This is a genomic window from Microbulbifer mixtoriginis (SeqCode) (assembly GCF_052467705.1).
In genome coordinates this window covers 3,924,336-3,949,667 of the sequence record NZ_CP174322.1, presented here as the reverse complement: position 1 = coordinate 3,949,667, position 25,332 = coordinate 3,924,336, and the positions used below count along the sequence as shown (strand labels likewise).

Genomic DNA, 25,332 nt, shown 5'->3' with positions numbered 1-25,332 from the left:
ATTTGTTACTTATACAGGGGTGGTAGCTGGGGAGTTACTGACCTTGATTATCATTGGCGTCTTGCGAGCTCTCTTTCTTCTCGGGCTTCCAGGTCATCTCTACACGCCCTTTCCCTGTTTGGCCCTTGGCACTCATTTGCTCGGTAGTGAGATCGTAGTCAATTTTTTCCGCTGTCAGTGTGTTGCCTTCCCGGTCAACATGGGCTTTACCGGTTAGTTGCAACTCCTCAGAGCCCACTCGGTATACAATGCGTTGGGCTCGGGCTTTTACGGGGTTCTCACCCTGGAGGATCTTTTGCTGGAAATGTGCGGGTTTACCCACGGCCACTACACGGCTAATTTCCTTTTCTGGAGTGAAGTAAACCTCAACGCGGTCCGCCTGTATTTTTAAAGACCCCTGAGTTATAACAACATTATTACTATATACCACTAGGTTATTATTTAGACCTGCATTCATTGCATCAGAGCTTATATTGATCCGCTGCTGGCGGTCCTCAGGCAGTGCAAAAGCCGATGAAGCTGTGAGCAGGAGCGCTGCGATGGTGGTGACTTTTAACAGATGGCGGTAATTAGTCAGTGTCATAGATGCTCTTTACATCGGATAGGATTTCCATCCGGTCTTCATTCAAGTAAGCGCGCATGCCTTTGCCGGTGGTGCGGTTTGGGCCAGAGCTTATAGTAACAACTTTGTCTGTCTCGGCGAATTCCTTCGCGGGCAGGATCGTAATACTGGACGTTTCCAATTTGATGCCACCAGGGGTGGGTAGTTCATCAATTTCTACATCGCCACTCAGGACTATTCGTTCACCACGATTGTGTGCCACTCCTTCCCGGGACTCGGTACGCCATTTAGGCTGGTCATCTTGGTAAAAAACCATGCGAGGTTCGGTCAGGTCTGCCCGGTCACGACGTTTAAACTGGTAGTAGGTTATCTGGTCTGCGTCCACGCGATAGGCTAGATTTCCTTCCTCATTAAAGTGGCGTGTCTTGGCGTTTCGGATGATCAGTTCTGCCGCTTTGTCATGCTGCTGGGGGGTAGGGCGGATTCCCAGCAGCTGATCTGGCGGGCTCTCCGAAAGCCATAGGCCAGCGCTGATTAGCGACACTACTAATAGCAGCGGTAGCCAGGTACGCATTATTGCTCACCAATATAGGGGGCAAGTGCAGAGTCAAATGTTCCCTGGGCCTGCATAATTCGGTCACAGGCTTCGCGTACAGCGCCTTCACCACCGCGGGTTCGGGTTATCCACAGGGCGCGCTCTCTGACTGGAGGGGCTGCATTGGGAGGGGCTATTGGGCAGCCGACACGGGTCATAACCAGAAGGTCAGGATAGTCGTCGCCAATATAGGCGATATCTTCTAAGCGGCATGGCTCGTCGGCTAAGAGCTCCTGCAGTGCTATAAATTTGTCCTCGCGCCCTTGGATCAGTTTAGTGATGCCAAGATCGTGAGCGCGGCGTTCCACTACTGAGCTGCGTCGCCCTGTAATAATGGCTACGCGAACCCCGGAATTTTGTAGCATTTTAATGCCGTGCCCATCGAGGGTATTGAAGGTCTTCAGCTCATTGCCGTTATTGTCGAAATACAGCTTGCCATCGGTGAGGACGCCATCTACATCCAATACCAGCCAGCGTACTTTCTGCAATACTGCGTTTATTTCTTCTTCTGAAACCACCAGAGTTGTCCTTGTTTACTGTTTTTTAGAGCACTAATGGGCCCTGCAAATTGTTTGATTATCTCAGATTACGCCGGCGCGCAGTATATCGTGCATATGTAATACACCGATCGGGTGGTGGACTTCATCCTCCACAACCAGCGCGGTGATCTTGTAATCTTCCATAATGCGTAGTGCCTCTGCAGCCAGGGTCTCGGCGGATACCGTTTTGGGGCGGCGACTCATCACCTGTTCCATAGTGGCTTTATCTAATTCAATTTTGTGATCGATTACGCGGCGCAAGTCCCCGTCGGTGAACACGCCAAGCAGTTCTCCTTTTACGTCGACGATAGTGGTCATACCAAACCCTTTACTGGTCATTTCCAGTAGGGCCTTAGATAGCAAAGTATCGGGTTGGACCTGAGGTAGTTCTTCCCCTGCGTGCATAACATCTTCGACTTTCAGTAGCAGGCGTCGGCCAAGTGCTCCACCAGGATGAGAGAAAGCGAAGTCTTCAGCCGTAAAGCCTCTCGCCTCCAGTAGGGCCACGGCCAGAGCATCACCCATAACCAAGGTGACAGTGGTTGATGAGGTTGGTGCCAGATTTAAGGGGCATGCTTCAGTTTGCACTGAAATATCCAGGTTTACCTCTGCCGCCTGCGCCAAGGGAGAATCTGTCTTGCCAGTCATGCTGACCATGGGGATGCTCAGGCGCTTCAACAATGGCAGTAGGGTAAGTACTTCAGCGGAAGAGCCTGAATTGGAGATGGCTATCACCAAGTCGTCTCGAGTGATCATTCCCAGGTCGCCATGACTCGCTTCCCCTGGATGAACGAAAAAACTTGGGGTGCCAGTACTGGCAAGGGTAGCCGCTATTTTACGCCCGATATGCCCTGACTTACCCATGCCAGTTACGATGGTACGTCCGGGGCACTGTAGGATCATCTCGCAGGCGCGCTGGAAGTCGCCGTTGATCCGGTGTTCCAGTGCGGCAACAGCTTCCGTTTCCATTCGCACGGTGCGCTGCCCGGCCTGCAATATCAAATCCTGGGTCATTGGGTGCCTCTGAATAACTGACTTCTAATTTAATAGTTTCTAATTTTATAAGGTAAAAAAGTGATGACTTATCTTCGTCCGGTTTTATGGTGAGCCCTTTGAGCGTTAGGGGGGAGACTTTATCACTTATGTTTGACGCAGTTGTCCCTGCGATTGTCGTGCTAATCTATATACGAACACCCAACAGGCATGTAGGAAAACCACTCGCCTGCCGGAGTGTCAAATGACACGCTCGTACACTGCCACACCACCGGGCGCGGTCATGGTATAGTCTGCCGCCGCTGCTGTCAGCTATGTCACTCAGCGGATGAACGACAATTTCCCATTTACTGGGACTGATTGCCAGCAGCTTCGTCATGGCACTTATTTACGCTGTGTGCGTCCAAGGAATGATTTGCTAATTGGAGAGTATTTGTGAATACATCATTTTGGATTGGTCGGTACGGTTTTTCCCGGTGGCTAAGATTTGTACTTTGCGCAGTATTGGTGTCTGCTGTGGTCCCCGCTGCGAATGCCGATCAAAACCCCTATGTAATGATTGAAGGGGTTTCCCAAAAACTGTTGAGTGTGATTCGCTCAAATGCCCAATATGCCAACTCTGATCCGCAGAGATATTACAGTGCTATTGAGGGGGTCCTGACGCCGGTTGTGGATTTTGATTTTATCGCGCGCGGTGTTATGGGGCGTTATGCCAAACAGGCGACTGCATCCCAGCGCTCCCGTTTTTCCAGTGCTTTTCGTCGAGATTTGGTGGCAACATTTGCTCGGGGTGTAGCAAATTTTGGCGACCTCGATGTGAAAGTGGTCAACCCGGGAACTTTGCCCAGTGGGAACCGGGTTAATGTTTTGCAGGAAGTGCGCAGCAAAGAGGGTATTACCAAAGTTTCTTATACTCTGGTGCGTAACCGCGCTGGAGAGTGGAAGCTGATTAACGTTATCTTAAATGGCGTTAATTTGGGTAAAACTTTCCGCAGTCAGTTTTCTCAATCTATGCAGTCTTATGGGGATATCGACAAGGTAATCTCCAACTGGTCCGCAGGACAGGATGTTGCCGATAAAGTGAGCTAGTCGGCGAACTTCAGGGTGCGCAGCTGCGCACCCTCCATGATTCAAGTACACTTGCGTGATGTTTTTTAACTAACGCAAATCCCACCTATGCAACCAGATGAAATCAAAACCCTCATTGAGGGTCATATCCCCGAGAGTAATGTCGACGTCGCCTTTGAAGGTAGCCACCTGATGGTGACTGTGGTGAGCAGCGCCTTTGAAGGCCTAAGCCGCTTGAAAAAGCAACAGCTGGTTTATGCGGCGCTAAATGACAAAATTGCCGACGGCACTTTGCACGCCGTGCAAATGCAGACCCTTACTCCAGAAGAAGCCAGTCGATAACCTGTCGCCTGTATTCAGGTGACTCCCGAAATACGAGACCGAATGGATAAGTTAATAATAGAGGGTGGTAGCCCAGTTTCCGGCACCCTGCGAATTTCTGGTGCGAAGAATTCCGCTCTGCCAATTTTGGCCGCAGCACTTTTGGCCGATGGTCCGGTACATATTCATAACCTGCCACACCTTAATGACATCACCACGATGATCACCCTGCTGCGCTGTATGGGGTGTGATGTCACAATTGATGAGAAGCTGGGTGTTGAAATAGACCCCCGTTCGGTCAACGATCTGACGGCGCCCTACGAGCTGGTGAAAACCATGCGCGCCTCTATTTTGGTTTTGGGCCCGCTACTGGCCCGCCACGGCGTAGCTAATGTCTCTTTCCCTGGCGGCTGTGCGATCGGTAGTCGTCCGGTGGATATCCACCTGAAAGGGCTGGAGGCGATGGGTGCAGAAATAACCATTGACGGTGGTTTTATCCGGGCCCGCTCCAATGGCCGCCTTAAAGGCGCCAATATCGTTATGGAGAAGGTTACTGTCGGTGGTACAGAAAACCTGCTGATGGCGGCAGTTTTGGCAGAGGGCACCACGGTATTGCACAATGCCGCGCGCGAACCTGAGATCGTCGACCTGGCAGAATTCCTAATTGCCATGGGGGCACAGATAGAGGGTGTTGGCACTGACACTATGCGCATCCACGGCGTCCCCAAGTTGACCCCTTGCACCTTTACCGTTATGCCGGATCGCATCGAGACTGGCACTTTTCTTGCCGCTGCGGCAGCAGCTCGTGGAAAGGTTCGGCTTCTGCATACCCGTGCGGACATCCTCGATGCGGTATTGGTGAAGTTTGAGGAGGCTGGCGCACACCTGAGCTGTGGTGATGACTGGATTGAGCTGGATATGAAGGGCAACCGCCCTAAGGCGGTGAGTTTCCGCACCGCACCTTACCCAGCTTTCCCCACCGATATGCAGTCGCAGTTTACCGCTATGAATGCCGTAGCTGAGGGTAAAGGCGCCGTGGTGGAGACTATTTTTGAGAATCGGCTGATCCAGGTTCATGAGTTGAATCGTATGGGTGCTGATATCACCCTTGAGGGTAATACGGCTTTCGTCACAGGTGTCGAGAAGCTTAAAGGAGCACCCGTGATGGCCTCGGATCTACGCGCTTCGGCAAGTCTGGTGATTGCAGGTATGGTTGCTGAAGGCACTACCACAGTCGACCGTATCTACCATATAGACCGGGGTTATGAATGTATTGAGGAAAAATTACAGCAACTGGGGGCGAGTATTCGCCGAGTACCTGGTTAGCAAGTTGAGACAGCCGCCCCTTTGGCCGGGGCGGCTCTCGAAGAAGAGCCGGCTTAATAATGACTATGCAAATCACGATCGCCTTGACCAAGGGGCGTATCCTGCAAGAAACCTTACCTCTACTCGCAGCGGCGGGTCTGGAACCACTTGAAGACCTAGGGAAAAGCCGCAAGCTGATTTTCCCCACCAACTGCGAGGGAGTGCGCCTGCTTCTCTTGCGTGGTGTTGATGTCCCCACGTATGTGCAGCATGGCGCTGCGGATATGGGGGTTGCTGGTAAAGATACTCTGCTGGAACATCATGCTGACGGTATTTATGAGCCTCTTGATCTCGGTATTGCGCGCTGTCGTCTGATGACCGCAGGGGTGAAGGGGGCCGCTCTGCCGAAGGGGCGGATAAAAGTGGCAACAAAATTTGTTGAGAGCGCCAAGCGACATTATGCCGCTCAAGGGCGGCAGGCGGACATTATCAAGCTATATGGCGCAATGGAGTTGGCTCCATTGATGGATCTTGCCGATGAAATTGTAGATATAGTCGATAGTGGTAATACCTTAAAAGCCAATGGCCTTGAAGCTCGTGAAATGATTGCGCATATCAGTAGCCGCTTGATTGTCAATAAGGCCGCCATGAAGATGAAGTATCAGCCAATCAGTCAGCTGATTGAAAAATTGTCGACAGCTGTCGCGCAGAATTAGAAGATTTTTATACGTTATGACTCGCAAGTTTATTGGTCGGCTAAGTGCCGCTGACACAGATTTTGATGGGCAATTAAAGCAGTTGCTCGCTTGGGAGGCGGTGGCTAATAAACAGGTCGAGGAGACAGTTGCAGAAATTCTGCAGCAGGTGCGCAGTCGAGGGGATGCTGCGGTTATTGAATATACCAACCGTTTTGATCGCCGTAATCTTACTGGAGCAGAAGACTTTTGTTTAACTTCACAAGCGCTGACTGAGGCTCTTGCCCGTATTGGAGTCGAGGAGCGTGAGGCCCTTGAAGTCTCCGCCCGGCGCGTACGTGAATACCATGAATACCAAAAGCAGGGCTCCTGGCGCTATACCGAGGCAGACGGCACAGTACTGGGTCAGCAGATTACTCCAATGGAGCGTGTTGGCATTTATGTACCTGGGGGTAAAGCCAGTTACCCTTCCTCGGTATTAATGAATGCTATTCCGGCTAAGGTTGCTGGCGTGGATTCAGTGGTTATGGTGGTTCCGGCTCCCGAGGGCGAGATCAGTGATTTGGTTCTGGCCGCGGCAGCGATTGCCGAAGTGGATCAAGTATTCACTATTGGTGGTGCACAGGCGGTGGCCGCACTGGCTTATGGCACCGAAACGATTGCCTCGGTAGATAAGATCGTTGGCCCCGGTAATATCTTTGTGGCTAGTGCCAAACGCGCGGTCTTTGGCCATGTGGCAATAGACATGATCGCCGGGCCCTCGGAAATACTCGTTATTTGTGATGGGGCCACCGATCCAGATTGGATCGCGATGGATCTGCTGTCCCAGGCCGAACACGATGAGCAGGCGCAGGCGATTCTACTCTGCCCTGACGCAGAATTTCTCGATGCGGTGGAGTCATCCCTTGAGCGGCTGCTGGCGGAGTTGCCTCGCGCAACAATAGCAGCCAAGTCACTAATGGATCGCGGTGCTCTGATTCTGGTGGACTCTCTTGAGCAGGCAATAAAAATCTCTAATCGTATTGCTCCCGAACACCTGGAAGTTTCTGTGGCTGATCCTGAACCTTTGTTGCCGCAAATTCGCCATGCCGGTGCGATTTTCCTGGGCCGCTATACTGCAGAAGCTCTGGGGGACTATTGCGCGGGGCCCAACCATGTGCTGCCTACCAGTGGTACCGCGAGATTCTCCTCACCCCTGGGTGTTTACGATTTTCAGAAACGCAGTTCGATTATTTATTGTTCCCCACAAGGTGCCGATCAGCTTGGTCGTGTAGCTGCCACCCTCGCTTGTGGTGAAGGGTTGGAAGCCCATGCTCGCTCTGCCGCCTTTCGGATCAAGAAATAACGAATACCTTATCGCGGTAACTGGCACCAGTAAGGCACATCATGCGTAAATTACTTCTGTGTTTAGCCGCCCTTAGCCTGGTTGGTTGTGCGACGACTGATGAATATAGCGTTGAAAAATATTCAGGGTTTGAGCAGAGCCTTCCCGCCCTATCCCTATTCGCCAAGATGCCTGGTGAGGATTTTGAACGGCGCTGTAACGACTATTCCGAAAGTTCTCTGCTCAAATATTGTCAGTATGGTGTAGTGGACTACACGGAACTATTGGGGCAGCTGGAAGCCTCCACAGCCTTTAGTTCTGTGCACTCTGGTAACGACGATATTCCTTACCAATTACTGATAACTTCTGCCGGTTATTCTGAGGAGGGGATAGAGGATATCGGCGAGGCGGTTATAGCAGGTGCCACTTTGATGTTGGCTCCTATGCGTACCACGCAGGATATCCATATCGATGCAATCCTGACTTGGCACGGCCTACCCTTGAAGCGATATCAATTAGAGTTTCCGTTCACAACAACAATAAGCCTATTTACTTCTCCGCTTGCCGCAAAGCGAGATTTAGCCAAAGTGGTAGCAGGGGAGCTGATAGCTTTACTGCAGGAAGATAGGGTTATGGCTCCGGAGTATCTCTATCAATCCATTGGAGCGAGTGACTACCACTCGGCTCTGAATTTGCCGGAGTCTGTCGGTGAGTATGTGAGCAACCCCCTTGTGCTTGCTAGCCACCCGTTATTTGGGGCTCAAACGCGCTACGTGCACCGTCAGTTTCAGTTCGACTCTGTAGATGTTTTTGTCTACCCAATCCCCAATTGGGAGTGGGGAGATCTGAAGCAGGCGCAGGTTGAGGAGCTGGATAGGGTTCGCGAGGAACTTGAGCTGGTGGAGAGGGAGGCTCAGTGGCAGGTGTTGGATCTCAGCGAGGAGGCTTCAGAAATATGGCGTGTACAGGGGCAGGACATGCCCGTGACCAGGCTTTCCGGTTATTTCCTCGCCGCAGATGGGGAGCGCTTTGATACCCATACCTATTTATTTGTACGCAAGGATAAATTTATTAAGGTGCGAGCTTCTTTTTCCGGAGAGGGGAGAAGCAGGGAGGAGGTAGAGACTTTTGCTAGGGGGCTAATTGCCCAGGCGAATGTACCCAGTGAATCCCGATTTATGGCTAATGTTCGCGAGAATTGGCGGGAAAGGCGGGCCGGGGACTAGCCTGGCCCACGCAATATCCTATTTCTACTGGCTTCCTTCTCTGGGAATTTGGGTTGCCTGCCAGGCGATTACAAACCAGTCTCCCTGGCGTTTCACAAAAGTGCCTGTATTTAAATAATAGTTTTTCTTTCCTTTGACACTATCGTTGGCGACTAATTTGAAAGCTACTACTGCCGTATCTCCAAGTAGGCGAATATCGATATCCTCTGCGGCGTAGTTCACTGTTATTGGCTCATCGCCAGCTGTCTCCATGCCCTGCATGATTTTTGCTTTGCCAAATCGTTTTCCTGCGGAGCTGGTATAGACAAGGTCATCAGCCCAAAAGCGCTGATGGGCCTCGGCACTGCTGGCAGCATTATCGATAAAATAATGTAGTAGTTTTTGGAGTTCCTCTTTGTCATCGGCCCAGCATTGCCCGGCAACAAGAGTCGCGAGGATGGAAAGGATGATTGTGCGCATAGGTTGTCTTCCTTGTTCCCCGGCAGGCTATTCCACAGGGGTTGTTGTATCTGGTTTGACTGACACGGTAGCTTCCACGGTATGAGACTGCCCCTCTCGAGTAAAGGTAATGGAGATGGTGTCTCCAGGACGCAGGGTTGCCATGGTGGCCTCACCTTGCTTTCCGTCGCCAATGGGGAGTCCATCGATATGGGTGATCACATCTCCAGGTTTGAGTCCGGCGTTATGAGCTGGGCTCTCATTGTAGATGGCAGTAATCATGACGCCACCGGTGGAGAGGAGATTGAATTCCTTAGCCATCTGTGGGCTGATTGCGCTGGCTTCGATGCCTAGCCAGCCGGGTACAACGCGGCCGTAAGCAATAATGTCCTGCATTACTTTAAAAGCGATATTGGCGGGAATGGCGAAGCTGATCCCGCCGGAGTAGCCGGACTGGTTGAGAATAGAAGTGTTAATACCGAGCAGGCGCCCGCGGGAGTCCACCAATGCGCCGCCGGAGTTACCCGGGTTCACGGCAGCGTCAGTTTGCAAGAAATTCTGTAGGTGGCTTCCGGTGCCGGAGTTTTCCAAGTGGCGTCCCTTGGCGCTAATGATGCCTTGGGTGACCGTCTGGCCAACCCCAAAAGGGTTGCCAATAGCCAGAACTACATCGCCTACTTGAGCGGATTCGGGCTCACCAACTGAGATAGAAGTTAGGTTGTCGAGTTCGATTTTCAAAACGGCCAAGTCAAAGTCGGCATCGCTACCGACCATGCGAGCCTGTGCCTCGCGGCCATCGGCGAGCAGAATGACAATAGCGTCTGCCTGGTCGACCACATGGTGGTTGGTGAGAATATAGCCGTTGTCACTGACAATAACCCCAGAACCGAGGTTCGACTGCATGCGTTCCCTCTGTGGGACATTCATATTGTCGAACAAACGGCGAAAAAGGGGGTCATTAAATAATGGGTGTTGCCGCTGTGGTAGTGCCATGCGGGTATAAATGTTAACTACAGCGGGACCGGCCATATTGACTGCCTGGGCATAGGAAACCGGCCCCTGCCAATCCTCCTGGGGAGGTGTGGGGTTTGTGCCGCGTAACTGCGGAAATATGACCAATAGTAGTGCGGCCATAGCCAAACCTATCAGGGCAGGCAGGGCCCAATCCTGTAAAAAGCGATTTTGGGACACTCGAGACTCCTCATTTGCGCTGATTATACACACCTCTCGCTGGGGATTCGCCGAGTACAGCCTTGCTGCTGTTTCAGTGGTTAGTTCAAGGTGAGTTAGGGGTTCTGCGAGGAGTTTTCTATCCCCCTAGTGACTATTGAGGGTGCGTTAGTGGGGGTATTCAAAAGATCAGCATCAATGACTTCTGTTTAGAAGCCTTCAAGGCAGTCCATTCATATGCTTGCCAGTGTTTATAGTTACCTTGTGGTCCCCAGAAGGCTTATTGAGCTTGATCGGGGGGGGGTAAGCTGACCTTTCTCGTCCCAGTTCTTATATCTATGCCCTATTGATGTTGACAGCCCCAAACAGATATTCGGGGATATTTTCCCAGTGTTTATTTCCTGGCTAGATTACCCCCAGCCTTTACTTCGAATATATGTACCATCTTTTAAAAATTGTGTTTTGGTAGAGCATCAATTTCTTAGAGCAGTATTGTTGTTTGGTGGGCTATAGGGGGAGCTATACTCCCCCACTCTGTATAGGTTTGACATTGGTCAGCCTTTATAGATGCGTATAATGGCCAGCCGATAATTGACTAACCGGCAAATTTTGTATTTGGAGACCAAAATGTCCTTAGTTCGTCCCCACGGCAGTGTTGAGCTGCAGCCTCGCTTTGTTTATGACAGCGAGCGGCATCACCAGCTGATGCATGAGGCGGAGTCGTTGCCCTCTATTGTGGTTAGCTCTGCCGCTGCCGCCAACGCAGTCATGCTGGGAGCGGGCTATTTCAACCCCTTACACGGTTATATGAACTTGGCCGATGCGCTGAGTGTTGCTGCCACCTTGCGCACAGTCGACGGCCTCTTTTGGCCTGTGCCGGTGTTGAATGTTGTTGAAGACACCAGTGCTATTGAGGGGGCATCTCGAATCGCCTTGCGGGACCCGAATGTTGAGGGTAACCCGGTGCTGGCGATCATGGATGTGGAATCGATTGAAACCGTATCCGATGAGCAGATGGATGCGATGGCCGAGCAGGTCTTTGGCACCCTGGATGATAAGCATCCCGGTGTTGCCACCTTTAAATCCGCTGGTCGTCAGTTAATTTCTGGCCCTATCGAAGTACTGAACTTTAGTTATTTTATCAACGACTTCCCGGATACCTTCCGCACAGCGGTAGAAATTCGCAATGAATTTGCCGAGCGTGGTTGGAGCAAAGTGGTGGCCTTCCAAACCCGCAATCCTATGCATCGCGCCCATGAAGAGCTGTGTAAGATGGCTCTCGAAGCGGTAGAAGCGGATGGTGTCCTGATTCATATGTTACTGGGGCAGTTGAAGCCCGGTGATATCCCTGCGCCGGTACGCGATGCCTCGATTCGCAAGATGGTCGAGCTCTACTTCCCTGCTAATACCGTAATGGTGACCGGTTACGGTTTTGACATGCTCTATGCTGGTCCTCGCGAAGCTGTGCTGCACGCGTTGTTCCGCCAGAACTGTGGTTGTAGCCACCTGATTGTAGGTCGAGATCACGCTGGTGTTGGAGATTACTACGGTGCCTTCGATGCGCAGACTATTTTCGATGAGAAGGTACCTGAGGGTGCTTTGGAAATCGAAATCTTCCGAGCCGATCACACGGCCTACTCAAAGAAGCTCAATAAAGTTGTGATGATGCGTGATGTACCAGATCACACTAAGGAAGACTTTATTCTGCTGTCTGGAACCAAGGTACGTGAAATGCTGGGGGATGGCATTGCGCCGCCTCCGGAGTTCTCCCGCCCGGAAGTGGCGCAGATCCTGATGGATTATTATCAGAGTCTGTAAGTTTACAACTTAATGAAAAAGGCGGGATATCCCGCCTTTTTCGATTTTACACCGTTGCGAAAAATAGAGCTTATTGGGTTCTTGTTACTTGTTAGCTGCCTGCGTGGGCCTCTTTCTCCAGGCCATAATCTTCATCGAGGGTGCCTTTGGCGCCGGGCTCTTTTGGTGCCCAGTCTTTCGGTGGTTCCATCTCTTGAAGTTGCTTGTCGTCTTCTTTCAGTTTGCCGCTACCGGCTTCAAGCATTTGTCGGCCTATATCCTGGTTGGAGAGGCGTAAAGCGCTATTGGATAGATACTCGTGAACGTCTTTGTAACTTTCGGTCAGGTTGTGAACCAGCTGAGAAGTTTGGTCAAAGTGTTCATTGACCTGTAGCTGGAAATCCTCGAGCTTGCTATTGGCCTCTCGCAGGCGCTGTTCCAGCTCTTGGGTGCGGTCAATACTGGAGCGCCCGCGAATCGCCAGGTAGGCTAAAAAAGCACCCAGCGTCATTCCGAGAATGCCAACTAAAATTAATATCGATGTAGAGTGCACTTCCTACCTCCCGAACTTGCTCTTATATGGCACTGGCGATCCCTGGTGCATGATTATGGATGGCGGTTATTTGGACCGCGATACTGTCTGAGGCCCTGGATGGTCAACGTTAAGTGGCTGTCGCCCAATGTTAGCGGGCCCAGTATACGCGATTATTAATCTGACAATTAAGGTTGTTAGTTATTTGCGACACGCCAATTTACCGCCAGTTCCGAATTGCCGGTATAGGCTGGCGAATCGGACGCGGGTAGGGCTTGGCTGGGTTCGCCGATGTTGTACCTTTGTCGCCTAGGCGGCTTTGTGGTGAATTTGGTAGAGTGCGCGCCTGTGATTTAGCTGTTGAAGAAATTTTCATCTATGTTGCCCGCCAAACCTCTCTTACTTTCCCCTCTTGAGCGCTATGAGAATGACCTACAGCGCCCTGAATTTTTGGAGGACTCGTCCCAGAGGGCAGCGGTTCAGGAGCTGCAAAATCTGCATCTGCGCCTGGTGGCAAGGGCTGAGCGAGGGTTTCTTGCCGGGCTAGTCTCACGTTTGCGCGGCGCCGATGTTGGGCCTGAGCGCGGGCTCTACTTCTGGGGTGGGGTGGGGCGCGGTAAAACCTATCTGATGGATGCCTTTTATGAGTCCCTGCCGTTTGAGCAGAAGCAGCGCACCCATTTCCACAGGTTTATGCGCCAGGTTCACCAGGATCTGAAGGAGTATGCCGGGGAGAAAAACCCGCTGGAAAAGGTAGCCGACAAGATTGCGCGAAGAGCGCGTGTGCTCTGTTTTGATGAGTTCTTTGTCTCAGATATCGCTGACGCTATGATCCTGGCGGGCCTTTTGGATGCCTTGTTCCGCCGTGGGGTGGCTCTAGTGGCCACCTCTAATATCGTGCCGGAAGGGCTCTATAAAGATGGTCTGCAGCGAGCCCGTTTTCTGCCAGCTATAGAACTCCTTCAGCAACACACCAAGGTGGTGAATGTCGATGGTGGCACCGACTACCGGCTGCGCACCCTGGAGTTACTGGAGCTATACCATGCTCCACTCGACAGAGCGGCAGACGAAAACCTGTCCAACAGTTTCTCCCGTCTGATCGTGGATGGTTGTGAGGTGCGCAGTGATGTCGACTTGCAGGTTGAGGGGCGTCCTATCCGCGCACTGAAGGTGGCAGATGATGTTGCCTGGTTCAATTTTGCAGATCTGTGCGATGGTCCTCGCTCACAAAATGACTATATAGAGTTGGCGCGGGAATTTCATACAGTGCTGTTGGCGGCGGTACCGAAGTTTGATGAGCGCATGGATGCCCAGGCGCGCCGCTTTATCAATTTGGTGGATGAATTCTACGATCGCTGCGTCAAGTTGGTGATCTCTGCAGAGGTACTGGCCGAAGAATTATATGGAGGGCAGCACCTGCGTTTTGAGTTTGAGCGCACGGTCAGCCGGTTATTGGAAATGCAGTCCAGGGAGTACCTGGAGAGGGCGCATCGCCCGGAATAGCCTCGCTTGCCGAGAAGGGTGGGCGCCCCAGAAATCGCTTGAAAAGCGAGCACTCCTTTTGTACTATCCGCGCTCTTTTGTGGGACGGCCCCTAAAACCAGGGGGTCATATTACAGGTGTTTATAACATGAAGACATACAGTGCCAAGCCAGAAGCGGTAAAACGCGACTGGTACATTGTTGACGCTGCGGACAAGACCCTCGGCCGTATTTCTGCCGAGATCGCCCACCGCCTGCGTGGCAAGCACAAGCCTGAATACACGCCCCACGTGGACACTGGCGATTACATTATTGTGATCAATGCCGAGAAGGTTCGCGTGACCGGCAATAAGGCCAAAGACAAGATCTACCACAGCCACTCCGGCTATCCCGGTGGTCTCAAGTCCATCAGCTTTGAAAAGCTGATCGAGAAAGCGCCCGAGCGTACCATTCAAAGCGCCGTTAAAGGCATGCTGCCGAAGGGTCCTCTGGGTCGCGCCATGTTCAAGAAGCTGAAAGTATACGGCGGTAGTGAACATCCTCACGCGGCACAACAGCCGATTGAACTGGCGATCTAAACGGGAAGAAATCTGATGGCAACTACTCAATACTACGGTACCGGCCGCCGCAAGACCTCCACTGCTCGTGTATTTATCGTGCCCGGTGAAGGAAAGATCAGCGTAAATGGTCGCGACCTGGACGAATACTTTGGCCGCCAGGTGGCTCGCATGATCGTGCGTCAGCCGCTGGAAAAAGTAGACATGGTCGAGAAATTCGATATCATCGCAACTGTAAAAGGTGGTGGTTCCTTTGGTCAGGCGGGTGCAATCCGTCACGGCCTGACCCGCGCCCTGATGCAGTACGATGAGGAGCTGCGTCAACCGCTGCGCGCCGCTGGTTTTGTTACCCGCGACGCCCGTGAGGTTGAGCGTAAGAAAGTGGGTCTGCGCAAAGCGCGTAAGAAGCCGCAATTCTCCAAGCGTTAAGCTTTCTTTTGGGCCCGGCAATTGCCGGGCTTTTTTCTATCCGGTAGTTGTGACTTTGAATACCCATTTGGGAATTGTTCAATTTCTCGCAATTTCACCGCGCAATTCCAGACGTTCCCCAGGTCTTTGCCTTGTATCAAAATGGCATTTTCTTTAACATTGCGCGGATTTGTATCCGCTTGATTTGTGGGGTTTATTCGCGCGGGCAATCTGCCGGAGCGGGACTTCTTTCAAGACTTTTTGGGTTTGGGCCAGCGCATTTCCGGTCTGTCCGGGATCGCTGTGATGGGAGAACTACGTCATGAGTGATGACGGTGTAAATGTAGGACGGCGCCGTTTTTTAACCGCTGCTACCTCTGTAGTTGGCGGTGCGGGTGCGGTTGGGGTGGCCGTGCCTTTCGTCGCTTCCTGGAAGCCGAGTGCCAAGGCGAAAGCTGCGGGCGCTCCGGTTAAGTACAACATTAGCAAACTTGAGCCGGGTCAGATGGTCACCGTTGAGTGGCGCGGCAAGCCGGTATATGTGGTCCGTCGTACTGACGAGATTTTACAGGACCTGGAAAAGGTGGAGCCGCTATTGCGAGACCCCAATTCCGAAGAGTCTATCCAGCCGGCTTATGTAAACCCGGAAAACCGCTCTATCAAGCCGAAGTTGTTGGTTCTGGTTGGTCTGTGTACTCACCTGGGCTGTGCGCCTATGTACCGCCCTGAAGTCGGTGCTGCCGACCTGGGTGGTGACGAATGGATGGGCGGTTTCTTCTGTCCCTGCCACGGTTCTAAATACGATATGGCTGGCCGTGTATACGCCGGTGTTCCGGCACCTACCAATCTGGAGGTTCCGCCTTATTCCTATGAGAGCGATGCTGTAATCGTGATTGGTGTAGACCAGGAGGGCGCTGCATGAAATGGCTAGCAAATTTCGGTGACTGGGTTGATCAGCGTTTGCCGATCTACCAGGCCTGGGATAAGCATATGGGCAAGTATTATGCGCCCAAAAACTTTAACCTCTGGTACTTCTTCGGCGTATTCTCCCTGCTCGTACTGGTCAACCAGTTGTTGACCGGTATTTGGCTGGTAATGAGTTTTAACCCCTCTGCCGAGGGCGCCTTTGCCTCCGTTGAATACATCATGCGCGATGTGGAGTGGGGCTGGTTGATACGCTATCTCCACTCGACAGGTGCGTCTGCCTTCTTCGTGGTGGTGTATCTGCATATGTTCCGCGGTCTGATGTACGGCTCTTATAAGCCGCCCCGCGAGCTGGTGTGGATCTTCGGTATGTGTATCTACCTGGTGCTAATGGCCGAAGCCTTTATGGGTTACGTACTGCCCTGGGGTCAGATGTCCTACTGGGGTGCCCAGGTGATCGTATCCCTGTTTGGTGCGATACCCGGCATCGGTGACACCCTGGTGGAGTGGATTCGTGGTGACTACCTGATTTCAGGTATTACTCTGACCCGATTCTTCTCTCTGCACGTCATTGCGTTGCCGTTGGTGCTGGTATTGTTGGTGGTATTGCACATTCTTGCGCTGCACGAAGTGGGCTCTAACAACCCAGACGGTATCGAGATCAAGAAGAACAAAGACGAGAACGGTATTCCTAAAGACGGCGTGCCTTTCCACCCTTACTACTCGGTTCACGACCTGGTGGGTATTGCGGTATTCCTGTTTATCTTCGCAACCGTGGTGTTCTTCTTCCCGGAGATGGGTGGCTTCTTCCTGGAGTACGCTAACTTCGAAGAGGCAAACCCGCTGAAGACACCGCCACATATTGCCCCGGTTTGGTACTTCACACCCTTCTATGCAGTTTTGCGCGCAGTAACTATGGATATTGGCCCTCTGCCGGCTAAGTTCCTCGGTACTGTTGCTATGGGTGCTGCTATTGCGGTGCTGTTTGTGCTGCCCTGGCTGGATAAGAGCCCGGTGCGTTCCATCCGCTACAAAGGCTGGTTGCCCAAGGCATTACTGCTGGTGTTCGCTGCGGTATTTATTATCCTCGGTTATCTTGGTGTTAAATCTCCGACCCCTGAACGCAACTTCCTGTCTCAGGTGGCGACTCTGTTCTACTTCGCCTTCTTTCTGACCATGCCGGTCTGGACGAATCCGAAGAGTAAAAAAGGGATTGGTTCCTGGGTTGTAAGCATCGGCTTCGGTGTGCTGTTCCTGTGGATGGCCGTTGCCAATCTCTCTGTGAATACTTTCATGGCTGTGGTAACCCTTCTACTGGCTGGCTTCTTTGCCGCTCTGCCGTGGATTACTAACCGCGATGACGTATATCCGGAGCCTGAGCGTGTAACCAGCCCGTCTGGCGCCAAGACTTTCGGTATCCTGTTTATTGGTATCGTGGTTGTCGGACTGCTGACCCTTATCCCGATTAAGGCGGTAGGTGCCGAGTCCAGTGTTGAGCTGGACCACATCAATATCGACCTACAGGACAAGCCGTCTCTGCAGCGCGGTGCCAAGTACTTCGTCAACTACTGCATGGGTTGTCACAGTGCCAACTACTCCCGCTGGGAGCGCGTTGCCACCGATCTGGATATCCCCAACGAGTTGATGATGCAGAACCTGGTTCTGGGCAACGATAAGATTGGTAATCTGATGGAGATCTCCATGCGTCCGGATGACTCCAAGGTGTGGTTCGGTGCCACACCTCCGGACCTGACGCTGGTGGCCCGCTCCCGCTCCCCAGAATGGCTCTACACTTATCTCCGCAGTTTCTACAAGGATGACAGCCGGGCTACCGGTGTGAACAACCTGGTATTCCCCAGTGTCGCTATGCCCCATGTTTTGATGGAGCTGCAGGGTTTGCCGGAATGTGCCCCGGGTCCTAAGCGCGACCACGGCAAGATTGTGCGCGATGAGTTGGGCAACCCCATTATGGATGCCGATTGTGGCAGCCTGAAAGTCGGTAGTGTGAAGGGTTCCATGAATCCTGAAGAGTTCGACCAGGCTATGTATGACTTGGTTAACTTTATGGAGTACATTGCCGAGCCTATGGCTGAAGATCGCAAGCGCATTGGTTTCTACGTGCTGGCGTTTATTTTTGTATTCTTTATCTTCGCCTGGCTGTTGAACCGCGAGTACTGGAAAGACATACACCACTAAGTTTCGCCGGTTTCTCTTTGATGGGTGGTGGAGTTGCTCCGCCACCCTTTTATATTTTGAAAAGGTTGGCGCTCGCCGACCAACTAGTTTGAGGTAGATTGAACATGGGTGTGCCTACCAACAAGCGCTCCTCGATGACCTTCTTTTCCGATGGTCGCAGTCACTACAGCCACCGCGTGCGCATTGTGCTTGCAGAAAAGGGAGTTTCCGTCGACATCATTGATGTTGATCCCGATGATAAACCAGCCGAGCTCGCTGACCTCAACCCCTATAATTCTTTGCCCACCCTGGTAGATCGCGATTTAGTATTGTTCGAAACCAAGGTGATGATGGAATATCTGGACGAACGTTTCCCGCATCCGCCGTTGCTGCCTGTGTATCCGGTTGCCCGTGCACAGAGCCGCCAGATTATGCACCGCATCGAGCGTGACTGGTGCCCGCTGGTAGATAAAATCTTGGCCGGCGGCAAAGATGTAGCTTCTGCGCGTAAAGAGCTGCGCGATAGCTTCGTTGGTATTGCGCCGATGTTTACCGAGTTGCCCTATTTCTTTAATGAAGAGTTCTCTCTGGTGGATTGCTGCATGGCCCCGCTGCTGTGGCGTCTTGAGCAGTTTGAAGTCAGTTTGCCTAAAACCAAGCAGGTTAAGCCGTTACTGGATTATATGGATCGCCTATTTGCTCGCGAAGCCTTCCAGCAGAGCCTGACTGAGTACGAACGGGAAATGCGTTGAGGACACTTTTGTGAGTAAGCCGGCTATGACATCCAATCGCCCTTACATTTTACGGGCGTTCTATGAGTGGATAACCGATAACCGGTGCACTCCCTATATTCTGGTGGATACCCATTTGTCTGGAGTCTTGGTGCCTCAACAGCATGTTAACGACGACGGCCAGATTGTGCTGAATGTCTCGGAAAGTGCTGTGGTTGGCCTGACCATGGATAACTATGCGATCAGATTTAATGCGCGTTTTGGTGGCGTGCCTACCGATATACAAGTCCCGGTAGGGGCGGTTATCGGTATCTATGCCCGTGAAAATGGGCAGGGCATGGTGTTCGAGCCTGAAGAGACCCCGGAACCGCCGGAGCCGACACCGCCTACCAGTTTAGGCAAAAAGTCGGTGAAAAAGCCCTCTTTAAGGGTGGTGAAGTAATCGCATCAGGATTTCGAAGGGGGCGATTTTGCCCCCTTTGTTGTTTTTACTCTAGCTTATTTTCGCTCCTCGCTATTTCTGTGAGTTACTTCTGAGAATACGCGCTTGCTAGTTGCGTAAAATTGCCTGTTATTTTTTAGTTCCTATTCATCACCATGCCGTCGTATTTGCAGTGGCTGCGTTTTAGCTGGATACCTGGGCTACTTCTGGGTTTACCGCTTGTCCAATACTTACCGTGGCTTGATTTGGCCTTTCTGCACAATGCCCAGCTGCCATTTCTCCTGTTGGTAGGGGCGCTTCTACTCAGCTTTTTTTACCACTCCAGCCGGGTTGGTTTGGCTGCATTGCTGCTGATGGCTTTCTATGGGGCGACTCGCCTGGACTGGTTATTGGGGTGGGAGCAGGACCTACCCATTTACCTGGGATTGATAGCTCTCAATCTGATGCTATTTAGTTGTAGCCGCGATCGTAGTATCTGGGGCTATTTGGGGGGTGTCTGGCTATTGGCGCTTCTTGGGCAGGGGATGGGACTCTTTTGGGTGCAGCAGAACTTTGGTCCACTGTTGCAGCAGTTCTCGTTGCCACACTTGCCGGCTTGGTCGTTAGCCTTTGAATCGTTCACCTCCCCACTACCACTTTTGGCCTGTATGGCGGCTTCAATGGGGGCATTCGCTCTATTGATCCTTTACCCAGGACCAACAGCCATGGGGTTGCTAAGTTGCAACCTGCTTATGCTTTATGGGGTTTGGAGTGGTATGCCCTTGGTTCCTCTGATGTCTGTAGCGGGCTTACTTCTTCTAACTTCGTTGCTTGGGAGTAGTTATGAGTTGGCTTTTCGCGATGAACTGACCGGGGTTAAGTCTCGGAGGGCGTTTCGCTATCAAATGCTTACACCGGGGTGGCACTATTGCATTGCGATGATTGATATCGATCATTTTAAAAAGCTGAACGACCGCTTTGGGCATCAGCTTGGAGATCAGGTATTGCGGATGGTGGCTACCCAAATTGCCAGATATGCACCGGGGCAATTATTTCGCTACGGTGGTGAGGAATTTGTGTTGCTGATACCGGGGCGTGACCGGGAAGCGGCAGAGAAACAGCTGGAATTTATGCGGGAGAAAATTGCCTCTTACCCTATGCATCTGCGCTCAGGAAAACGTAGCTCTGGGAATAAATTTTGGCGTTCTGAGAACCGTACGGGCCAGCAAGTCAAGGTAACCGTTAGTATCGGCCTTGCCCAGAAAAGCAGGAGATTGAGAAGGGCTGAGGAGATTCTAAAAGCTGCGGACCAGGCACTTTATAAAGCTAAACGCAGTGGTCGAAATCGCATGAGTATCCACCATTGATATAAATCAACCTGATTTGAAAGTGGCGCTTAATTTCTTATTTGCATTGGTTATTTTCACGCCGACCCCCGATACTGCAAAGCAGGGTATTAAAGGGAGAATAAGCGTGCGGTTACTCAGTCACACTATTGGTATTCTGACCAACCCAGAGAAAGAGTGGAAGGCTATACGGGCGGACAGGCATTCTTTCTTCCAGGTATTCATGACCCATGTGCCATTTCTAGCTTTGATACCTACAGTTGCCGGTTATTTTGGTGTAACTAGGGTAGGGTTTGAAGTAGGCGGGCACTTGGCGAAGCTGACCCCTGAGAGTGCGGCGGTTTTATCAATCGTTACCTATTTTGCTCTTTTGGTTGGTGTTTATTGCCTAGGGGAATTTATCAACTGGATGGCCAGGTCCTATGGGGTCGAGGGGGATGAGCCCACTAGGCACTATGAAGGTACAGCACTCGCCGTTTTTATCACCACACCGATTTTTCTTGCCAGCATTGTCGTGCTTTTCCCACACCCCTGGTTGACCATGGCTGCGGTCGGAATTGCGGGTATGTATTCCATCTATCTGGTGTTTGCAGGCATCCCCATTTTGATGAATATGAATAAAGAGCGGGCCTTCCTTTATGCTTGCGCAGTGTTGACCGTGGCCTTGGTGTTGATGGTCACAGTGCTAATCACCTCCGTTATTTTATGGAGTGTGGGCATAGGCCCAATCTATCAGCACCACGCGCCTTAAGAGTAAATAATTTGCCAGGCTAGTTTTCTTTTAATACTAGGGGCGGCATAGGGCAATCCAGGCTGTCCGCTACCGCTCTGAGCAACTCAATCTCTTCCGCCTTGATAATGCCATTGTGGTTTAGAGTGTAAACCAGCGCTTTTAGCAGTAAGGGCTTTTCTAAAGGCTTCATTTGACTGGCTATAGCGATCGCTTTGTCCAGGTGCTGCAGATCGATATCTTTGCGGCTTGGCAGCGGGGTGACCTCTAGCTGTAAAAACTTTAGCCCCTGCTCGTAGGCGCGTTTTGCCGGTAAGTACTCGCTATTACCCGCATGGGCAATGGCTGCGATCAGGAAGCGAGAGGCATCGTTACCAGCGCCTTTCTTGTTGGAAAGGCGCTGCCGATCGGGACTCTTTTCCAGGGCGTGCATCAATACTCGGTACAGGGCCCACTCCCAGATCTCAATCTTTCCATCGCTGCGCAATAGTTTAATCAGGTTCCTCTTGAATACCTGGTATTGCTGTGGAACCAGTACTTTGAGTGCGGGTACGCAGAGATCTAAAAGCGGCAGGCGCGCATTGTCGGGCAGGGCTTTTAGTTGTGGAGCTAACTTGTGCATTTCTCTTACTACCGCGGGATGGGCGATTTTCTTCAATAGCACCATCTGGGTCTCGCGCTTGCTCTCCCCACTGTGCAGCAGCAGATGATAAATCAGAGCACGAGCGATGAAGGGGTCGTGAGCAGCCTGCAGGATAGCGGAGGGGATAGATTCCAGTAGCTGACGGCCGTATTGCACTTGTTGTGCACTGGGGCAGGCAATACTGTTGTCCACCGCTTCCAGGGCGACCTGGAAGGGGGCTGAGTCGACGAAATGGATAGTTGATCCGGAATTTGTTTCTCTAGTTTGTGTTTGTGCAGTGGAGCTTCGCTCATTGAGGTAGAGGCCATTCCAGCTCGGTTCTAGCCGCGCTATGCGTTTGCTCAGGGGAGGGTGGCTGGCGAACAGGTTGAAAAAAGAGCGCTTTAGGCCGCTGCTAAAAAACATATGACTGAACTCAGCCGCTCTGCCACTACTGAGGTTTGAGCCAGTGCTGTAGCCGCCAATTTTCTTGAGGGCGTTGGCAATACCTGCGTTGTTGCGGGTGAACTGGACCGCAGAGGCGTCTGCAAGATATTCCCGTTGCCGACTCACAGCGGATTTGATTAGGTTGCCGAGTAATGTGCCTGCATAGCCCAACACCATCAGAGCTAGGCCCAAAGCAAACAGGGGTATACGACCGCGGTTATCTCTACTGTTGGGGTAGACGCCGCGCACCAGCCAGTGGCCCAGCAGGCCGATAATCAATATGCCGTTCAGTAGGCCGACGATACGGATATTCAGACGTGTGTCGCCATTGAGGATATGGCTGAACTCATGCGCCACCACGCCCTGCAGCTCGTCTCGGTTGAGATTTTCAATGCAGCCGCGTGTAAGACCGATCACCGCATCGCAAGGCTTGTAGCCGGCGGCGAATGCATTGATGGCTTGATCTTCAATCAGGTACACATCTGGCACCGGGGTACCGGAGGCGATGGCCATCTCCTCTACCACATTCAGGGCGCGCTGTTCGGCAGGGCCCTGAGAGGCGATATTGAGTTTGCGCCCGCCCAGCGACTCAGCTACCACTTTACCGCCGGCGGCCAGCTGCTGCAGTTTGTACAGGCTGCCCAGGGCCACGATAGCCACAATGGTAAGTGCTATGTAGCCCACTGTCTGCCAGCCGAGCAGCTGCTCGATTGCTAGTGGGGAAAAAGCCTGGCCGCGGGAATACGAAACCGCAGCGGCAGCCACCAAGGTAGTCAATCCAACCAGCAGAATTAACGCCAACGTAAAGAGTCCGGCTAACAAGCCGCTGTTGCGCCTGGCCTTATCCTGGTACTCGAAGAAGTTCATCGCTTAAAACTCGATTCGTGGTGCTACCTGGATGGCTTCGCTGTCGGCAAACTCCAGTAAGCGGCCGTCGGCGCGGTGACCAAAGAATCCCGCCAGTAGAACGGGGGGAAAGCTCTGTTTGTAAATGTTGTAATTGGTGACTGCGTCGTTAAAGGCTTGGCGGGCAAAGGCAACCTTATTTTCGGTGCTGCTCAGCTCCTCGTTGAGCTGCATCATATTCTGGTTGGCCTTGAGATCTGGATAGGCCTCCATAACAGCATTGAAGCGGCCCAGAGCGCTGTTTAGGGCACTTTCAGCACGGCCGAGGTTGTCGATCGCGCTGGCGTTGGAAGGGCTGGCTGCCGCGGCCTTCAGGTCGCTAATGGCGGTGTTGCGTGCACTGACCACCGCTTCAAGGGTATCCCTCTCATGCTGTAAGTAGCCCCTGGCGGTTTCCACCAGGTTGGGGATCAGATCGTGGCGGCGCTTAAGCTGCACCTCAATCTGAGCGAAGGCATTCTCGTTGCGATTTTTTAGGGATACCAGCCGGTTGAAGATGCCGATCCCGTAGAACAACAGTGCGGCCAAAACAACCAGAACGACGATGCTTGAAATCTCCATAATCCCCTCGCCACTTTTTCTTGTGATTGGCGTCGATAGTAACATGCCCCGTGGCGATCGAGACGTATTGCCCCGGGGTTCTGGCGGAGCGGGGTATGGCTTCGGCTATAATGCCGCGACATTAAAAACAATTGCCGCCACGACAGGGATGGCGGCGCTGAACTGGGAGCAGACAGAATGAGCGATGTAACCTCAGATCCAGTAGTGATCGTTGGAATGGCACGCACCCCAATGGGTGCTATGCAGGGGAGCCTGTCGGCGTTGAGCGCGCCGCAGCTGGGCGCCGCGGCCATTCGCGCGGCGCTGGAAGACGCCGGCGTGTCTCCTGCCGATGTCGATGAAGTACTGATGGGCTGTGTGCTTCCGGCCGGAGTCGGGCAGGCGCCTGCCCGCCAGGCTTCCCTGGCTGCGGGTATTCCCGAAGGCACGCCTACTACCACAGTTAATAAGGTCTGCGGCTCCGGTATGAAGACCGTGATGATGGCCCGCGACGCACTACTCTTGGGTGAAGGCAAAGTCATCGTTGCCGGCGGTATGGAGAGCATGAGTAATGCCCCATACCTGCTGGCCAAAGCTCGCTCCGGCATGCGCTTGGGACACGGCGAGGTCAAGGATTCAATGTTTCTTGACGGCCTGGAAAACGCGGCAGATGGCAAGTTGATGGGCACCTTTGCCGAGAGTACGGCCGAAAAATACGGTTTTACCCGTGAGGAGCAGGATGCTTTCGCACTGGAATCCCTGGCTCGGGCCCAGGCAGCCATCGAAAGTGGCAGTTTCGCTCGTGAGATCGCCCCAGTGACCATCGCTTCTCGTAAGGGCGAGGTAAAGGTTGATACGGATGAGGCCCCCGGCAATGCCCGCCCAGATAAGATTCCCCAGCTGAAGCCGGCCTTCCGCAAGGATGGTACTGTCACCGCGGCCAACTCCAGCTCTATTTCTGACGGCGCCGCCGCCCTGGTGCTGATGCGCAAGAGTGAAGCGGAGAAGCGCGGTCTCAAAGTGTTGGCAGTGATCAAGGCACAGGCTCAGTTTGCCCGCGAACCCGAGTGGTTCACCATCGCTCCGGTGGGCGCCATGCACAAGCTGCTGGAAAACTCTGGTTGGTCCGTCAGCGATGTAGACCTGTTTGAAATCAATGAGGCCTTTGCTGTGGTGACCATGTCGGCCATGCGCGAGCTGGATCTGCCCTGGGAGAAGGTCAATGTGAATGGTGGCGCCTGCGCATTGGGGCATCCTTTGGGCGCGAGTGGTGCCCGCATCCTGACCACCCTGCTGGCGGCGATGGAAAAGCGCGATGTGAAAAAAGGGGTGGCGAGCCTCTGTATCGGCGGTGGTGAGGCCACAGCAGTAGCGATTGAGCGGGTATAGGTCCCGCGCGATAGTTAGAAATAAAAAACGGAGGCTTTTGCCTCCGTTTTTTTGCGCTTGTTCTTTTTGACCGATATCACCAGGCTCTTA

Annotated in this window: 26 protein-coding genes; 17 read left to right on the top strand and 9 right to left on the bottom strand. The window is 52.5% G+C overall.

Translation table 11 applies throughout. The features are described from left to right. Positions 1–34: 34 nt before the first annotated feature. The 4 genes from lptA to ACJJIB_RS17280 form a co-directional block, all read right to left on the bottom strand. Entirely contained in the window at positions 35–583 is a 549-nt protein-coding gene (lptA, locus tag ACJJIB_RS17295; RefSeq protein WP_444886967.1) for a lipopolysaccharide transport periplasmic protein LptA, read from the bottom strand. After that, positions 570–1,136 (bottom strand): LPS export ABC transporter periplasmic protein LptC, encoded by a 567-nt coding sequence (lptC, locus tag ACJJIB_RS17290; protein ID WP_444886966.1) that lies wholly within the window; start codon positions 1,134–1,136, stop codon positions 570–572. The genes lptA and lptC overlap by 14 nt, the downstream gene beginning before the upstream one ends. Beyond that, on the bottom strand, positions 1,136–1,675 hold the full coding sequence (locus tag ACJJIB_RS17285; protein WP_444886965.1) for a KdsC family phosphatase: 540 nt from the start codon (positions 1,673–1,675) through the stop codon (positions 1,136–1,138). Before ACJJIB_RS17285 ends, lptC begins: the two co-directional genes overlap by 1 nt. Before the next feature lie 63 nt (positions 1,676–1,738). Beyond that, positions 1,739–2,710 carry a KpsF/GutQ family sugar-phosphate isomerase gene (locus ACJJIB_RS17280; protein ID WP_444886964.1) on the bottom strand — a complete coding sequence of 324 codons (972 nt, stop codon included), beginning with the start codon at positions 2,708–2,710 and terminating at the stop codon, positions 1,739–1,741. Positions 2,711–3,124: 414 nt separating this feature from the next. Between ACJJIB_RS17280 and ACJJIB_RS17275 the strand changes: the two genes are divergently transcribed. The 6 genes from ACJJIB_RS17275 (at position 3,125) to ACJJIB_RS17250 (ending at position 8,628) form a co-directional block, all read left to right on the top strand. Next, positions 3,125–3,778 carry an MlaC/ttg2D family ABC transporter substrate-binding protein gene (locus tag ACJJIB_RS17275; RefSeq protein WP_252082995.1) on the top strand — a complete coding sequence of 218 codons (654 nt, stop codon included), beginning with the start codon at positions 3,125–3,127 and terminating at the stop codon, positions 3,776–3,778. A gap of 87 nt (positions 3,779–3,865) precedes the next feature. Next, positions 3,866–4,099 carry a BolA family protein gene (locus tag ACJJIB_RS17270; protein WP_444884033.1) on the top strand — a complete coding sequence of 78 codons (234 nt, stop codon included), beginning with the start codon at positions 3,866–3,868 and terminating at the stop codon, positions 4,097–4,099. Positions 4,100–4,141: 42 nt separating this feature from the next. Beyond that, a complete protein-coding gene (murA, locus tag ACJJIB_RS17265) occupies positions 4,142–5,404 on the top strand; it encodes a UDP-N-acetylglucosamine 1-carboxyvinyltransferase (RefSeq protein ID WP_252082993.1) in 1,263 nt (420 codons plus the stop codon). Between the two features lie 59 nt (positions 5,405–5,463). After that, positions 5,464–6,099 (top strand): ATP phosphoribosyltransferase, encoded by a 636-nt coding sequence (gene hisG, locus ACJJIB_RS17260; protein WP_444886963.1) that lies wholly within the window; start codon positions 5,464–5,466, stop codon positions 6,097–6,099. A 16-nt stretch (positions 6,100–6,115) separates the two neighbouring features. Further along, positions 6,116–7,423: a histidinol dehydrogenase gene (gene hisD, locus ACJJIB_RS17255; RefSeq protein WP_444886962.1), complete on the top strand. Its 1,308-nt coding sequence runs from the start codon at positions 6,116–6,118 to the stop codon at positions 7,421–7,423. 41 nt (positions 7,424–7,464) lie between these two features. Next, entirely contained in the window at positions 7,465–8,628 is a 1,164-nt protein-coding gene (locus ACJJIB_RS17250; protein WP_444886961.1) for a hypothetical protein, read from the top strand. Between the two features lie 24 nt (positions 8,629–8,652). Here the strand turns inward: ACJJIB_RS17250 and ACJJIB_RS17245 are convergent, their stop codons facing one another. Next, positions 8,653–9,087, bottom strand: a complete 435-nt coding sequence (locus ACJJIB_RS17245; RefSeq protein ID WP_444886960.1) for a nuclear transport factor 2 family protein — start codon at positions 9,085–9,087, stop codon at positions 8,653–8,655. Between the two features lie 27 nt (positions 9,088–9,114). Continuing rightward, complete coding sequence (locus tag ACJJIB_RS17240; RefSeq protein ID WP_444886959.1) at positions 9,115–10,257, bottom strand: S1C family serine protease; 1,143 nt, start codon at positions 10,255–10,257, stop codon at positions 9,115–9,117. A 606-nt stretch (positions 10,258–10,863) separates the two neighbouring features. On the opposite strand from ACJJIB_RS17240, the gene sat reads away from it, so the two are divergent. Then, positions 10,864–12,054 (top strand): sulfate adenylyltransferase, encoded by a 1,191-nt coding sequence (gene sat, locus ACJJIB_RS17235; protein ID WP_444884039.1) that lies wholly within the window; start codon positions 10,864–10,866, stop codon positions 12,052–12,054. A gap of 91 nt (positions 12,055–12,145) precedes the next feature. On the opposite strand, the gene ACJJIB_RS17230 is transcribed toward sat, so the two are convergent. Continuing rightward, positions 12,146–12,586 (bottom strand): Z-ring associated ZapG family protein, encoded by a 441-nt coding sequence (locus ACJJIB_RS17230; RefSeq protein WP_444886958.1) that lies wholly within the window; start codon positions 12,584–12,586, stop codon positions 12,146–12,148. A gap of 357 nt (positions 12,587–12,943) precedes the next feature. On the opposite strand from ACJJIB_RS17230, the gene zapE reads away from it, so the two are divergent. The 9 genes from zapE (at position 12,944) to ACJJIB_RS17185 (ending at position 21,359) form a co-directional block, all read left to right on the top strand. Then, complete coding sequence (zapE, locus tag ACJJIB_RS17225; protein ID WP_444886957.1) at positions 12,944–14,068, top strand: cell division protein ZapE; 1,125 nt, start codon at positions 12,944–12,946, stop codon at positions 14,066–14,068. Positions 14,069–14,195: 127 nt separating this feature from the next. Next, positions 14,196–14,624 (top strand): 50S ribosomal protein L13, encoded by a 429-nt coding sequence (gene rplM, locus ACJJIB_RS17220; RefSeq protein ID WP_152454552.1) that lies wholly within the window; start codon positions 14,196–14,198, stop codon positions 14,622–14,624. A 15-nt stretch (positions 14,625–14,639) separates the two neighbouring features. Further along, on the top strand, positions 14,640–15,032 hold the full coding sequence (rpsI, locus tag ACJJIB_RS17215; protein WP_252082984.1) for a 30S ribosomal protein S9: 393 nt from the start codon (positions 14,640–14,642) through the stop codon (positions 15,030–15,032). Between the two features lie 301 nt (positions 15,033–15,333). Further along, the gene (petA, locus tag ACJJIB_RS17210; RefSeq protein ID WP_444884041.1) at positions 15,334–15,933 is read left to right on the top strand and encodes a ubiquinol-cytochrome c reductase iron-sulfur subunit; all 600 of its coding nucleotides are present in this window, start codon (positions 15,334–15,336) and stop codon (positions 15,931–15,933) included. After that, positions 15,930–18,131 (top strand): ubiquinol-cytochrome c reductase, encoded by a 2,202-nt coding sequence (locus ACJJIB_RS17205; protein ID WP_444884042.1) that lies wholly within the window; start codon positions 15,930–15,932, stop codon positions 18,129–18,131. Before petA ends, ACJJIB_RS17205 begins: the two co-directional genes overlap by 4 nt. A gap of 104 nt (positions 18,132–18,235) precedes the next feature. Continuing rightward, positions 18,236–18,862 carry a glutathione S-transferase N-terminal domain-containing protein gene (locus ACJJIB_RS17200; RefSeq protein WP_252082981.1) on the top strand — a complete coding sequence of 209 codons (627 nt, stop codon included), beginning with the start codon at positions 18,236–18,238 and terminating at the stop codon, positions 18,860–18,862. 25 nt (positions 18,863–18,887) lie between these two features. After that, complete coding sequence (locus ACJJIB_RS17195) at positions 18,888–19,283, top strand: ClpXP protease specificity-enhancing factor (protein WP_252086012.1); 396 nt, start codon at positions 18,888–18,890, stop codon at positions 19,281–19,283. A 245-nt stretch (positions 19,284–19,528) separates the two neighbouring features. Next, positions 19,529–20,629 carry a GGDEF domain-containing protein gene (locus ACJJIB_RS17190; protein WP_444886956.1) on the top strand — a complete coding sequence of 367 codons (1,101 nt, stop codon included), beginning with the start codon at positions 19,529–19,531 and terminating at the stop codon, positions 20,627–20,629. A gap of 106 nt (positions 20,630–20,735) precedes the next feature. Beyond that, positions 20,736–21,359, top strand: a complete 624-nt coding sequence (locus ACJJIB_RS17185; protein WP_252082979.1) for a Yip1 family protein — start codon at positions 20,736–20,738, stop codon at positions 21,357–21,359. Between the two features lie 19 nt (positions 21,360–21,378). Here the strand turns inward: ACJJIB_RS17185 and ACJJIB_RS17180 are convergent, their stop codons facing one another. Together ACJJIB_RS17180 and ACJJIB_RS17175 are read right to left on the bottom strand one after the other, a co-directional pair. After that, positions 21,379–23,274 carry a M48 family metallopeptidase gene (locus tag ACJJIB_RS17180; RefSeq protein ID WP_444886955.1) on the bottom strand — a complete coding sequence of 632 codons (1,896 nt, stop codon included), beginning with the start codon at positions 23,272–23,274 and terminating at the stop codon, positions 21,379–21,381. Between the two features lie 3 nt (positions 23,275–23,277). Next, entirely contained in the window at positions 23,278–23,874 is a 597-nt protein-coding gene (locus ACJJIB_RS17175; RefSeq protein ID WP_444884045.1) for a LemA family protein, read from the bottom strand. 177 nt (positions 23,875–24,051) lie between these two features. Between ACJJIB_RS17175 and ACJJIB_RS17170 the strand changes: the two genes are divergently transcribed. Next, the gene (locus ACJJIB_RS17170; RefSeq protein WP_444886954.1) at positions 24,052–25,242 is read left to right on the top strand and encodes a thiolase family protein; all 1,191 of its coding nucleotides are present in this window, start codon (positions 24,052–24,054) and stop codon (positions 25,240–25,242) included. Positions 25,243–25,332: the final 90 nt, after the last annotated feature.